Origin of the sequence: Mycobacterium asiaticum (assembly GCF_001673635.1) — a bacterium.
Classification (GTDB): domain Bacteria; phylum Actinomycetota; class Actinomycetes; order Mycobacteriales; family Mycobacteriaceae; genus Mycobacterium; species Mycobacterium asiaticum_C.
On the sequence record NZ_LZMH01000030.1, the window covers coordinates 1 to 12,708 of the forward strand.

The window sequence follows — 12,708 nt, forward strand, 5'->3', positions numbered from 1 at the left end:
CGCCGGCTCCGGGCGCGGCCCGGGCGCGGGGCCGGCTGAGGGCGGCTGTTACCACAGCTTCACCTTCGCGTCTTCGGGCGGGACGGGTGGGCTGCCGGTCGGCGGGTCCACCGACTCCGACGGCAGGTGCTGGTTGGGATCCAGATACCGGTCATACATCCGCGAATCGAGGATGGGGCCACTGAGCTGGCCGGGCACCAGGTTTGCGACGTAAGCCTTGAAGAATGGTCCCGATCCGAGCACTTCGCCGAACGACATTGCGTAGCGCTTGAATTTCGGCAGTGTCCGCTGGATCTCTTCTTTGCGGTTGTCGAGTACCTCGAGCACGCCGTTGAGCTTGTCGAGCGCGGGCTTGAGTTGGGTACGGTTGTCGTCGACCAGACCCGAAATCTGGTGCGACACCGCGGTGATGTTGTTCATCAGAGCGTCGATCGAAGCGCGTTCCTGCAACAGCGCCGCCAGCAGCGCATTGGAATTGGACACCAGCCCGGCGATCTGTTGGCTGCGTCGCCCCAACACTCCCGTCACATTGTTGGCATTGGCCAACAGGCTGCGTAGTTGCGCGTCCCGGTTGTTGAGGGTGTCCGAGAACCGGGCAACTCCCTCCAGCGCAGGCCTGAGGTTACCGGGCGTCTCCCGCAGGGTGTCGGCCAAAGTGGTTAACGCCGAGGACAATTGGGTGGTGTCTAGGCCACTGATCTGGGTGGTGAGATCGCCGAGCGCATCGGGCAGATCGTAGGGCGACGTGGTGCGTTCCAGCGGGATGGTGGCCCGCAAGCGGCCCGATCCGCGCGGTGTCAACTCGAGCATCTTCGAACCGAGGATGGTTTCCGTCTTGATCGCCGCCTCGGTGCGGTCCCCGAGTTCGACGCCCTTGCGCACCGTGAAACCGACCCGGACCTTGGTGCCGTCCAACCGGATGTCGGAAACTCTGCCCACACCCACGCCGGAAACCCGCACCTGGTTACCCGGCTTGATGCCGCCGGCCTCGGAAAAGTAGGCGGCATAGTCGTTGTAGCCGTTGACGAACGGCAACTTGTTGTACTGGAAGGCCACGATCACCACGCAGGTCACGATCACCGTGCCCATCACGCCCAGCATGACGGGGCTGCGGCCTTTACCGGGTTTCCCTCCGAAACGGCTCATTGCGGCGTGCACCGCCCCGAGGGCTGGCCGACCAGCTTGACGTAGATCGGGTTGCCGCCCTTGCCATTGAGTTTCAGCAACACCTCGCAGAAGTAGAAGCCGAAATAGTCACCGTTCAGGCCCTGCCTGGACAACACCTGGTACACGTCGGGCAGGGTCCTGAGCAGATTGTCCACATAGTCGCGATCGGCCAGCACCTGCGCGGACATGCGGTCGGTCTCGTGCACCACGTCCTTGATCGGTTGCCGGGCCTGCACAAGCAGATCGGCGATCGACCCGGCGGCCGCGTTGACGTAGGCCAGCCCGGTGGAGATGTCGGTCTTGCGTTGCGCCAGGCCGTCAACGAACTCAACCAATTTGTCGAGCCCTTCAGAGAATTCGTGATCGCGGGTCGCGAAGGTGTGCAGCACGGTGTTCAGGTTGTTGATCAGCTCCCCGATCAACTCGCTGCGCCCAGCCAGCGTCGACGTCAGCGTCGCGGTCTGCGCCAGCACCGAGGACACCGTGCCGCCCTGGCCCTGGAAGATTCGCAGCAACTCGCCCGACAGTGCGTTCACCTGCTCGGGATCAAGTGCCCGAAACAACGGCCGAAAGCCGCCGATCAATACGTCGATGTCCAAGGCTGGCGCTGTACGCCCCAGCGGAATGGTCCCGCCCGGCGCCAGCCGTCGGGGCGACCCCGCGCCCTGCTCCAAAGACAGATAGCGGTCGCCGATGAGGTTTTCGTAGCGCACCACGGCCCGGCTTCCTTCGGTGAGCCGCAGGCCTTTGTCGATCGAGAAGTCAATGCGCACTGTGCCGTCACGGCGCAGGTTGATCTCGCCGACCTTGCCGACTTCCGCCCCGGCGATGCGCACGAAGTTGCCGGACTTCAACCCGGAAATGTTGGTGAACTCCGCGTAGTACTTGCTGCGATCGTCGAAGCGCAGCTGCCCGAACACCGCGATCAGGGCGAACGTGAATACCAGGCAGACCACCGTGAAGACCGCGACACGGGACCAGATTTTGAAGAGGCTGGGGCGTCCTTCTTTGCTCATGGTGGCGGCTGCCCCCCGCGGTAGAAATAGCGCGGCGGCTCGGGCGGGTTCTTGGTGGTCGGGAAGTAGTTGGACCACCACGGATTACCGACGGCGAGGTTGGTCCGGATCTCGTTGGGCTCGGTGCCCCAACCGGTGTCGGTGACCAGCGCCCGTACCGGGTAATTGGCGCTCGGGTCCGGCAGGGATCCGCAGCTCGGCTTGCCGCCGGGGCCACCGGTGGCGTTGACCTTGGGCAGGTGTTTGGGGTACCGGTACGGGTCGTCGCCGAACAGCAGGCCGGCGTCCATGATGAACGAATAACCGTTGCCGCCCATGGTGTGTCGGCCACCGTGTTCGACGTACCATTGCGAGCCCTGGAACAGGCACGTGTAGGTCGGGGAGTACATCTCCAGCAGCCGCGTCGTCGGGTCCAGGACGTTGATCGCCCGCACGATGTTGGATTCGTTGCGGCCGATGACGTTGATCCCGGTCTGGCTGAAGCCGATTGCCGAGAGTAGCAGTGCGTCCAATGACCGCTGGTTCTCGGTGATCGTCGTGCTGGTGGTCGCCGCCGAATCAAGAATCGATGCGATGTCCTGTGCCGCATTGGAATACGCTGCGGCGGTCTTGCCGAACAGCTTCCAGTCTTTGTGGATGGTGCCCAGCCGGGGATTGACGGCAAGCAGCAGGTTATTGGTGTCGGTGATGGCCTCGCCCAGCCGATCTTCCTTGCCGCGCACCGATTGCGCGAAGGCCGAGAGGACAGCGTTCAGCTTCGCCGGGTCGATGGCCTGGACCAGCGACTGCAGATTTTCGAAGACGGTGTTGACTTCGACGGTCACGTTGCGGGAGTGCAACACCGCACCGGGCTTGAGCGGTACCGGGCTCGGATGCTCGGGCACGATCAGATCGACGTACTTGGCCCCGAACGCGGTCGTCGACCTGATCTCGGCCTCGACGTTGCTCGGCAGGAACTTGAAAGCCTCCGGGTCCATCTTCAAGTGCAGCTGAGCGGCTTTCACGTCGGTGCCGATCGACCCGACCTGGCCGACCTGCACCCCGCGCAGCTTGACCTTGGCGCCTTGCTCCATCACCAGTCCGGCCCGGTCTGAGACAAGGGTCAGCGGAACAGTCTCCTGGAACTTGCCCGAGAACGATGCCGCGGTCATCGCGACCAGACCCGCGATGACGAGAAAAAGGGTGGGCGCGTACCAGACCGGGTCGATCTTGCTGGCGCGGACCCTGTTCGGTCGCAGGGCGCCGTCGGCGACGTGGTTGCTCACTTCGTCCTACCCGGCCTAACCCGACAGGTTGAAGTTGCCGTGCTGCCCGTAGACCGACAGCGAAATCATCAGGCAGACAAAAGCGGTGACGATCATCGATGACCGCACCGAGCGACCGACCGCCTCCCCCACCCCAGCCGGGCCGCCGGACGCGGTGAACCCGTAGTAGGTGTGCACCACCATCACGCCGGTGGCCATCGTCAGCGCGGACAAGAAGGACCACAGCAGGTCATTGGGATGCAGGAAGGTGGCGAAGTAGTGCTCGTAGACACCCCGCGACTGTCCGTAGACCGAGATCGTCAAGAACTTGGCCGCGATGAACGACGCCAGCACTGCCACGGCATAGAGCGGAATGACCACCAGGACACCGGCAATGATCCGGGTGGAAGCCAGATACGTGATCGCGCGAATGCCCATCACTTCCAACGCGTCGATCTCTTCATTGATCCGCATCGCGCCCAGCTGCGCCGTAGCGCCCGCGCCGATGGTGGCCGCCAGCGCCAGGCCGGCGGTGCAGGGCGCGATCATCCGGACATTCAGGAACGCGGACAAAAACCCGGTCAACGCTTCAACGCCGATGTTGGACAGCGTGTCGTAGCCCTGCACCGCGACCAGGGCGCCGGTCGTCAGCGTCAGGAAGCCGATGATGCCGACGGTGCCGCCGATCACCGCCAGCGCGCCGGTGCCCATGCCCATCTCGGCGATCAGACGCAACAATTCGCCCGGGTACCGGCGCACCGCCTCACCGATGTTGACCAGCGACCGCCCGTAGAACGCGGTCTGTTCACCAAGCTGGCGCGTGTATGCGACCAGCCTGGGGCCGACCGAAGTGAACCACGAGGGTTCCTTCAATGCATCGGCGGTTACGTTGCGCCTCTTGCCATCGCTGCGCTGTGCATCGTCACCGGCGGTAACGCTGCGCCGCTCCCCAGCATCGCTGCGCTGTGCAACGTCGCCGCGGGTCATTTGCGCCGCTCCTCAGCATCGCTGCGCTCTGCATCGTCGCCGGCGGTCACTTTGCGGTCACCTTCACGCCCAGCGCCGTGGTCAGGATGTTGATGAAGAACAACGCCATGAACGAGAACACCACGGTTTCGTTCACCGCGCTACCGACACCGGCCGGCCCACCACCCACCGAGAGGCCCTTGTAGCAGGCGATCAGTCCCGCCGAGATGCCGAACAACGTCGCCTTGATCAGGGAGATCACTACCTGCGGCAAGCCGGTGAGCAGCGTCATCCCGGCCACGAAGGCGCCCGGCGTCACATGCTGGACGTACACCACGAAGATGTAGCTGCCGACCAACCCGGTGACCGCCACCACCGAATACAGCAGCACCGCAACGAAAGTGGCCGCGATGACCCGCGGAACCACCAGCGCCTGGATCGGATTGACCCCGATCACCTGCATCGCGTCGATTTCCTCGCGTATGGTGCGGGCGCCCAGATCGGCGCACATCGCGGTCGAACCGGCCCCCGAGACGACCATGGCCGTGACGACCGGCCCTACCTGGGTCACCGACGCCAGCCCCGCGCCCGCACCGGAGAGGTCGCCGGCGCCGATCTCGACCAGCAGGATGTTCAGCACGAACACGATCAGCACCGTGTAGGGAATCGACAGCATGATCGTCGGAAAGATCGACACCCGGGCGACGAACCAGATTTGTTCGAGGATCTCGCGCCAGGCCCACGGACGTCGCACCATGACCACGAAGGTTTCGGCGCAAAGCCTGAAAAACTCGCCCAGCGCGTTCATCGGCTTTGCGATGGTTGCTGTGTTCATTGCCCTGCTCACCCCCCGCCCCGTTTACACCGACGTCACGAAAAAAATCGTGATGGTCTGTAATGCCATGTCCCGCAATGGCTTAACGGTATCCACGGGCTGCGGCAAGTGGCGTCGCCAGAATGTGGATAGAGGCACGTGGCGAGCTTACGAGCAAGCTGAACCGATTCCGAGGTTTGCAATCACCCGGAAAACAAACGTAGGTCCGGCAAAGGGTTCAACCTACGGTTGCGCCCCCTTCGGCGATCCGGCGCACCGCGCGCAAGAAGATGTCGACCTCCTCGAACGTGTTGTAGAACGCAAACGAGGGACGAACCGTGGCCTCCAGACCATAGCGGCGCAGGATCGGCTGTGCACAGTGGTGTCCGGCACGGACTGCGATGCCCTCGGCGTTCAGTGCCTTGCCGACCTCGAGCGGCTCGTGCCCGGCCAGCACGAACGACAGCACGCTGGCTTTCTCTTCCGCCGTGCCGACTAGACGGACACCGGGGATGTCAGCCAGTCGCGGTGTCGCGTACTCGAGCAGCGCATGCTCGTAGGCCGCCATGCGCTCGATGCCGACCCGCTCGACGTAGCGCAGCGCTTCGCCGAGCCCGACGGCGTCGGCGATGTTGCCGGTGCCGGCCTCGAACTTGTTGGGCAGACCCTGATACAGCGACCGTTCCAGGGTGACGTCGGCAATCATGTTCCCGCCGCCCTGCCACGGCGGGGTCTCGGCCAGCGCCTCCTGGCTTCCGTACAGCACGCCGATGCCGGTCGGGCCGTAGATCTTGTGGCCGGAGAACACGAAGAAGTCGACCCCGAGTTCGGCGACGTCGATGGGCAGGTGCGGGATCGACTGCGCACCGTCGATCAATACGCGCGCGCCGTAACGGTGGCCGAGCTCGACGATCTTCTCGACCGGCGTCACCGTGCCCAGCGCATTGGAGACATGCGTCGCGGCAACCAGTTTGGTTTTTGACCCCAGCAGGTCTTCGAATTCCGAGAGCAGCAGGTTGCCCGCCTCGTCCACCGGCGCCACCTTCAGCACCGCACCGGTCTGCTGCGAAAGCAGTTGCCACGGAACGATATTCGCGTGATGTTCCAGGTGGGTGATGACGATCTCGTCACCCGGCCGCAAATGCTTGCCGCCCCAGGCATAGGCGACCAGGTTGATGGCCTCGGTGGTGCCGCGCACGAAGATGTTCTGCTCGGCAGTCGGGGCTCCGATGAACCGCCGTACCGTGTCGCGGGCTTCCTCATAGGCATCGGTGGCCCGGGCCGCCAGCTCGTGTGCCGCCCGGTGGATGTTGGAGTTCTCGTGGGCATAGAAGTACGCCAGCCGGTCGATCACCACCTGCGGCTTTTGCGTGGTCGCCGCGTTGTCGAACCAGATCAGCGGCTTTCCGTTGACGGTTTCCCGCAGGATCGGGAAGTCGGCCCGCACGGCGTTCACGTCGAACACCTCATGGGTGTCCGGCAGCTGCGGTACCGGCTCGCGCCTCGTCAGGAAGTGATAGTCGGCCTCGTCACCGGACGGCGTCACCGTGGGCGCATCGTGCCAACCCAGGTCGGCCACCGACGGCGCCTGCGGTAGCCAACCCGGCGTCGAGCCCCGCGGGGCCACCGGGACGGTCGGCGACGCACCGGCCAACACACCGGGCACCGTCGGCACGATGCCCGATGGCACGGCGAACGCGCTCAGATCGGCGACACCGGGCGGCAGGACGGGATCGGGCGGCAGGACGGGATCGGCGACAGCGGCACCGGCCTCCCCCGCCGACGGCGCCGCGGTGGTGTCCGGCACGTTGCCGCGCGGAGCCACCGGCACCGTCTGGGGCGGCGTGCCCTCGGGACCCGGCGAGGTCGGCGCCGGCACGTATACATCCGAGTAGTTAAGCAGCGGAACGGGATTCGGGAACGGATCGGACGTGCCGGCGGCGGTCCGCCCGGCAGACGTCGCGGCCGTTGTGTCCGGCAGGTTCCCCCGCGGGGCCACCTGCGTGGCCTGCGGTGGGCTGTCGGGGCCCGGCCGGATACTGGCCGCGTACAGCTGGCTGGCCAGCGCCGCAAGTTCAGCGGCGCTGACGGGCAGGTCGCTTTCGGCGTCTACCGACCGGTACTCACTTGTACTCATGGAACTGGTCCACGGCTACGTCATCCAGCACCCCGAGCGCGTCGTCGGTGAGCACCGCCAACGATGTGTACAGCGTGACCAGATAGGTCGCGATCGCCGACTGGTTGATGCCGGTGAACCGCACCGAGAGACCCGGCGCCTGCTCACCGACCAGGCCGGGCTGGAACAGGCCGACGACGCCTTGGCGCTCCTCGCCGGTGCGGACCAGGATGAACTTGGTCTTGCCGTCCTCGACGGGCACCTTGTCCGACGGGATCAGCGGAATCCCGCGCCAGGTGATGAACTGCGCGCCGAACAGGTTCACCACTGGCGGCGGCACGCCCCGGTAGGTGGCCTCGCGGCCGAACGCCGCAATACCGAGCGGGTGGGTCAGGAAGAAGCTGGGTGTCTTCCACACCTTGGTAATCAGCGCGTCAAGATCGTCAGGGGTGGGGGCACCCACCAGAGTCTGAATCGTCTGTTCCGGAGTCGCCTGCGCCAGCAAGCCGTACTCCGGGTTGTTGACCAGCTCGGACTCCTGACGTTCCTTGATGGTCTCGATGGTCAGCCGCAGCTGCTGGGCGATCTGGTCGTGGGGGCTGGAGTATAGGTCGGACACCCGGGTATGGACATCCAGCAGAGTCGAGATGCTGCGCAGGGTGTACTCGCGCGGACTGGTCTCGTAATCGACGTAGGTCTCCGGCAGCGGCTCGTCGATGCTGGCGCCCGCCTCCGCCTTGACGGCGACCTGCTCCGGGTTGACCACTCGGTTGACCCGGTAGATACCGGCCTCCACCGGCACCCAGCTGAGCAGGTGCAACAGGAAGCGCGGGGTGATCGTGGAGAGTTGCGGAACCGTCTTCGTCGCATTGGCTAGCTGCCGGGCGGCAAGATCGCCAAGGGACTGAGACTCGGTCTGTGCCCCCTGAGATGAAGTAGTCATTGGGGTCCTTCCTCGCAATTCCGATCACGCTGATTATTTGTCTAATCGTTTGAGCGCTAACGCAAATCATGCCGCATCCCGGAGGCCGGCGCCCGCCGAGGGTAAGCGACGGCAGCGCACGCACACAAACCTTTAAGCAGGCGTGAGCCAAACCGTCAGAAACCGGCCGAAAATCCGCATGCCCTATAGTGGACCGCATGCAACAGGCCATCCAGCAGCGCCACATTTTCTTGTGCTGCCCTGGAATGCTTCTCTGTTGTTGTTGTTGATCTTCTGAGTCCGCAGTAATCCTCGCGCTCCCCTCGCCGGCGGTACGGCAAAACCGTCAGGCGGCACGGCGAAGCGCGGCCATACATTCTCGGAAAGATCACCCCTCGATGACTTTGCTGTCCGCTCCAAGCCGCGCGCTGGTCGCGACCCGGCACCGCGTCCACGCACGGCCGACCGTTGAGCCGTCCCGCATGATGCGGTACCGCGGCGGTACCTACTCACACACCGTCGACCGGATCGTGTTCGTCGACGGCACCACCGCCCGCACCGACCTGATCCGGCTGAACCCCAACCTGCGGGCCTACTCACTGGATTTCGCCGGCATCGCGCCGCACCGGCCGACCCGCTACCAACTCGATACCTGGTCGGCGCTGCCGCACCTGCACGAAAGGGACTGTGAAGCGGAGGTCGACTGGATCCTGCGGCACTCCTACCCGATGCGCACGATCGCCGATCTCAGCGAGCAGCTCCGCAGGGCCGGCCATCCGCTGGGGCGGGCGAACATCAGCGAACACGAAGCGATCGCCGGGACCCAGGCCGCGATCTGGCACTTCACCAACGGCCTGAATCTGGACACCCGGCCGCTCAACGCTCCGATCGCCGTCCACCGAGGGCCGGGCTCGACGCTCACCTTTGAATTCGACGGACAGCCACAGCTCGGCGGCTTCACGCTGTGGGTGTCGGCGGATGCAGCCGGCGCGGTCGAGCTGCAGAAGTCGGCCGATGGCCGGGCGTGGCAGGACGTTTCAGGCTCCCACCTGGCCATCGACGCAGGCCAAGGCCGCTATCGACGGACCCTGGGTGTCGGCAGCACGGTTTCCACCAGCAAGCACGGCAACGGTCGCCGCGGCTACCGCTATTACCGGTTGATCAGCAGCACGCCGGGCACCGTACTGGATATCGACCATGTGGACTTCTGGCTCACCGGCTCCGGGCATCACCGCAACGCCGACCGCGTGGTGCATCTCTACAACTACCTGCTGGCCGGCGCCTACGCCGCCCAACGGAGTACCGAGCCGGCGCCCCTGGACGATCGCGAAGCCACCGTCGAAGCTGACCTGGTCGGACCTTTCCAGGTGCGGGTGCCGCTGAAACTGTCCGCCCCCGACGGTCACCGGATCGTGGACGCCGACGGCTTCGCCCTGGACAGCACGGTGCAACCGGGCACCGACTTCTACCTTCATCGCATCCCCGGGATTTCCGCAATAACATTGAGCGGGTCAACTCCACATCCAATCGGCGGACGGGTACTGACAGGTGTGGCCCTCGACGGGCCGGACCAACGGTTCACACCGGTCGCCCTGACCGTGCCCACCAAACTGGCCATCGAAATCGAGATCAGCTGGCACGAGGCGTGGTCCGACCTTTGAGAGCAGGCAGATGAGCATTGCCGAGAACATCACGCAACTGATCGGGAACACGCCGCTCGTGCGGCTGCGCCGGGTCACCGACGGTGCGGTGGCCGACGTGGTCGCGAAGCTGGAATCGTTCAATCCAGCCGGCAGCGTCAAGGACCGCATCGGTGTGGCGATGATCGACGCGGCCGAGAAAGAAGGCCTGATCAAGCCGGACACCATCATTGTCGAGCCGACCAGTGGCAACACCGGCATCGCCCTGGCCTTGGTGGCCGCCGCGCGAGGTTACAAGCTGGTGCTGACCATGCCGGAGACGATGAGCATCGAGCGGCGGATACTGCTGCGCGCCTACGGTGCCGAACTGATACTGACACCGGGCTCTGAAGGGATGGCGGGTGCCATCGCCAAGGCCGAGGAACTGGCCAAGAGCGACGAACGCTATTTCATGCCTCAGCAGTTCGAGAACCCGGCCAACCCGGCTGTCCACGCCGTCACCACCGCCGAGGAGGTCTGGAAGGGCACTGACGGCAAGATCGACATCTTCGTCTCCGGAGTCGGGACCGGCGGCACCATCACCGGTGTCGCGCAAACCATCAAGGAGCGCAAACCGTCGGTTCAGTTCATCGCCGTTGAGCCGTCCGCATCGCCGGTGCTTTCCGGCGGCCAGAAAGGGCCACATCCGATCCAGGGCATCGGCGCCGGATTCATCCCACCGGTCCTGGATATGGGCCTGGTCGACGAGGTCGTCACCGTCGAAAACGAGGACGCGCTCACCCTGGCCAGACGCTTGGCCAAGGAGGAGGGGCTGCTGGTCGGCATCTCTTCAGGCGCGGCTGTCGCGGCGGCCCTCGAGGTGGCGCGCCGACCCGAGAACGCCGGAAAGCTGATCGTCGTGGTCCTCCCCTCGTCCGGCGAGCGCTACTTGAGCACCGTCCTGTTCTCCGATCTGAACGACTAGCAATGCTGGCTGCGATACGGCGCGACATTCGGGCGGCCCAAGACCGGGATCCGGCCCGCCCGACCGTGCTCGAGGTCGTCTTCGCCTACCCCGGCGTGCACGCCGTGTGGGGCCACCGCGTGACCCATTGGTTGTGGCAACGCGGCGCGCGACTCCTGGCCCGGACGCTGGCGGAGCTGAACCGGATCTTGACCGGCGTCGAAATCCACCCGGGGGCTCAGTTGGGTCCCGGCCTGTTCATCGACCATGCGACCGGAGTGGTGATCGGTGAAACGGCGGAGATCGGTGAGGACGTCACGATTTTCCACGGGGTAACGCTCGGCGGCACCGGTCGCGACACCGGCAAACGTCACCCGACGGTGGGTGACCGGGTGATCATCGGCGCCGGCGCCAAAGTGCTCGGCGCCATCAAAATCGGCGACGACAGCCGGATCGGCGCCAACGCCGTCGTGGTCAAGGAGGTCCCGACGAGTTCGGTGGTGGTCGGGGTACCCGGACAGATCGTCAGCCGGCCCGGTCCTACCAGCGAGGACGAGTCGAACCTGCCGGACCTGGTCGGCGTCAGCCTGAAGTCGCTGCTCACCCGGGTCGCGCGGCTGGAAGGCAAGACCAACGGCGCAGCGGCCGACGGGCGCGCCGAGCGCGTCATCCGGCCACCGGAAGCCGGTGTCTGGAACGGCGAGGATTTCTCCATCTAGGTTTCTAGGGAATATCGCCCCGGTGAAAGTGTTGATGCGCTCGTGAGCTCCGTTTTGGTCGTTGGTGCCGCTATCGGCGCGGCGTTGGGGGTTGCCAGCGTCGTCGGCGTGGCGATCAATCGGCGCTCGGGTGTGCTGCGCAGCGCGGGCGACGCCGCGGCGGCCGGCCCGGACAATTCAGACCTCGGGCTCTCCGAGACCGGCCCCACTGTGGTGCACTTCAGCGCCGATTGGTGCGGGCCGTGCGCCGCGGTGCGCCGGGTCGTCGACCAGGTGTGCGCCGAGTTTCCCGACGTGGCCCACGTCGAACTCGACATCGACGAAAACCCGATTCCCGCCAAGCGGCTGTCTGTGCTGTCGCTGCCCACCACCTTCATCTTCGACGCCGACGGCCACCAGCGTTACCGCACCGCCGGCGTTCCCAAGGCCGCCGACCTGCAGACGGCTTTGCAGCCTTTGAGAAGCCGTTAGAAGCCCGTGAAAGGCACCGAGAGGAGCGCATTGATGTCGTCCGATGTCAGCCAGGTAGACATCCGGGGACCCCGGTTCGCCGCGTGGATCACCACCACGGTGCTGGTGGTAACGCTGGTGGTCTCGGTCTTCAGCCTGCCGGCCGCGGCAGTGATTCTGGGTGCCCAGGCGATCGTTTTCGCGGTCAGCGCCGTGCGCGGGCCCCGCAACAGCCCGTACGGGTTGTTGTTCGCCAAGCTGGTGGCGCCCCGGCTGAGCCCGGTCCGCGAACGCGAGCCTGTGCCGCCGCTCAAATTCGCTCAACTGGTGGGCCTGGTGTTCGCCGTGTTGGGTGCGATCGGCTTCGCGGCGGGGATCCCGCTGCTGGGTGCGATCGCCACCGGATTCGCGCTGTTCGCCTCGTTCCTCAACGCCGCGTTCGGCATCTGTCTTGGTTGCCAGATTTACCCTTTGGTGGCGCGGTTCCGGCGGGCTACCGCCTGACATTCGACCGCGAATCATCAACGTAATGAACAGATTCAGCGCCGGTGACGGCGAAATCGGGCTGAGCAAACACATTCGGAAGTGCCCGCCGCGCTGTATCTTTTCGTGTATGCGTAACGTGTTGTAGGGCAACGCATCCGCTGGCTGATTCCCAGACAGGAGGCCCCACAGGTGGGCGACCAAAACGAAGCCTTCAATCCCGCTCAG

Annotated in this window: 11 protein-coding genes and 1 pseudogene; 5 read left to right on the forward strand and 7 right to left on the reverse strand. The window is 65.2% G+C overall.

Annotated elements, in window-relative coordinates:
• Nucleotides 1–51: 51 nt before the first annotated feature.
• The 7 genes and pseudogenes from A5645_RS07465 to A5645_RS07495 form a co-directional block, all read right to left on the reverse strand.
• Nucleotides 52–1,146, reverse strand: a pseudogene (locus A5645_RS07465) (MCE family protein); the annotation flags it as partial.
• Nucleotides 1,143–2,183 carry an MCE family protein gene (locus tag A5645_RS07470; RefSeq protein WP_065129072.1) on the reverse strand — a complete coding sequence of 347 codons (1,041 nt, stop codon included), beginning with the start codon at nt 2,181–2,183 and terminating at the stop codon, nt 1,143–1,145. The gene A5645_RS07470 and the pseudogene A5645_RS07465, both read right to left, overlap by 4 nt.
• A complete protein-coding gene (locus tag A5645_RS07475) occupies nt 2,180–3,448 on the reverse strand; it encodes an MCE family protein (RefSeq protein WP_065129073.1) in 1,269 nt (422 codons plus the stop codon). Before A5645_RS07475 ends, A5645_RS07470 begins: the two co-directional genes overlap by 4 nt.
• Nucleotides 3,449–3,463: 15 nt before the next feature.
• Entirely contained in the window at nt 3,464–4,414 is a 951-nt protein-coding gene (locus A5645_RS07480; RefSeq protein ID WP_253866869.1) for an MlaE family ABC transporter permease, read from the reverse strand.
• Between the two features lie 46 nt (nt 4,415–4,460).
• Complete coding sequence (locus tag A5645_RS07485; RefSeq protein WP_065034412.1) at nt 4,461–5,228, reverse strand: MlaE family ABC transporter permease; 768 nt, start codon at nt 5,226–5,228, stop codon at nt 4,461–4,463.
• 217 nt (nt 5,229–5,445) lie between these two features.
• A complete protein-coding gene (locus A5645_RS07490; protein ID WP_065129074.1) occupies nt 5,446–7,344 on the reverse strand; it encodes a family 2A encapsulin nanocompartment cargo protein cysteine desulfurase in 1,899 nt (632 codons plus the stop codon).
• Complete coding sequence (locus A5645_RS07495) at nt 7,331–8,266, reverse strand: family 2A encapsulin nanocompartment shell protein (protein ID WP_065034414.1); 936 nt, start codon at nt 8,264–8,266, stop codon at nt 7,331–7,333. Before A5645_RS07495 ends, A5645_RS07490 begins: the two co-directional genes overlap by 14 nt.
• Before the next feature lie 377 nt (nt 8,267–8,643).
• On the opposite strand from A5645_RS07495, the gene A5645_RS07500 reads away from it, so the two are divergent.
• The 5 genes from A5645_RS07500 to A5645_RS07520 are packed head-to-tail and all read left to right on the forward strand — an operon-like array spanning nt 8,644 to nt 12,501.
• The gene (locus tag A5645_RS07500; RefSeq protein ID WP_065129075.1) at nt 8,644–9,906 is read left to right on the forward strand and encodes a thioester domain-containing protein; all 1,263 of its coding nucleotides are present in this window, start codon (nt 8,644–8,646) and stop codon (nt 9,904–9,906) included.
• Nucleotides 9,907–9,916: 10 nt separating this feature from the next.
• Nucleotides 9,917–10,849, forward strand: a complete 933-nt coding sequence (cysK, locus tag A5645_RS07505; protein WP_065034416.1) for a cysteine synthase A — start codon at nt 9,917–9,919, stop codon at nt 10,847–10,849.
• Between the two features lie 2 nt (nt 10,850–10,851).
• Complete coding sequence (gene cysE, locus A5645_RS07510; protein ID WP_065129076.1) at nt 10,852–11,547, forward strand: serine O-acetyltransferase; 696 nt, start codon at nt 10,852–10,854, stop codon at nt 11,545–11,547.
• A gap of 42 nt (nt 11,548–11,589) precedes the next feature.
• Nucleotides 11,590–12,018, forward strand: a complete 429-nt coding sequence (locus A5645_RS07515; protein ID WP_065129077.1) for a thioredoxin family protein — start codon at nt 11,590–11,592, stop codon at nt 12,016–12,018.
• Between the two features lie 33 nt (nt 12,019–12,051).
• On the forward strand, nt 12,052–12,501 hold the full coding sequence (locus A5645_RS07520; RefSeq protein ID WP_065129079.1) for a DUF4395 domain-containing protein: 450 nt from the start codon (nt 12,052–12,054) through the stop codon (nt 12,499–12,501).
• Nucleotides 12,502–12,708: the final 207 nt, after the last annotated feature.

Bases quoted from the DNA above. Each gene is read 5' to 3' on its own strand.
- cysK (WP_065034416.1), top strand. From the start codon at position 9,917: ATGAGCATTGCCGAGAACATCACGCAACTGATCGGGAACACGCCGCTC.
- A5645_RS07470 (WP_065129072.1), bottom strand. From the start codon at position 2,183: ATGAGCAAAGAAGGACGCCCCAGCCTCTTCAAAATCTGGTCCCGTGTC.
- A5645_RS07520 (WP_065129079.1), top strand. From the start codon at position 12,052: ATGTCGTCCGATGTCAGCCAGGTAGACATCCGGGGACCCCGGTTCGCC.
- cysE (WP_065129076.1), top strand. From the start codon at position 10,852: ATGCTGGCTGCGATACGGCGCGACATTCGGGCGGCCCAAGACCGGGAT.
- A5645_RS07485 (WP_065034412.1), bottom strand. From the start codon at position 5,228: ATGAACACAGCAACCATCGCAAAGCCGATGAACGCGCTGGGCGAGTTT.
- A5645_RS07495 (WP_065034414.1), bottom strand. From the start codon at position 8,266: ATGACTACTTCATCTCAGGGGGCACAGACCGAGTCTCAGTCCCTTGGC.
- A5645_RS07480 (WP_253866869.1), bottom strand. From the start codon at position 4,414: ATGACCCGCGGCGACGTTGCACAGCGCAGCGATGCTGGGGAGCGGCGC.
- A5645_RS07490 (WP_065129074.1), bottom strand. From the start codon at position 7,344: ATGAGTACAAGTGAGTACCGGTCGGTAGACGCCGAAAGCGACCTGCCC.
- A5645_RS07500 (WP_065129075.1), top strand. From the start codon at position 8,644: ATGACTTTGCTGTCCGCTCCAAGCCGCGCGCTGGTCGCGACCCGGCAC.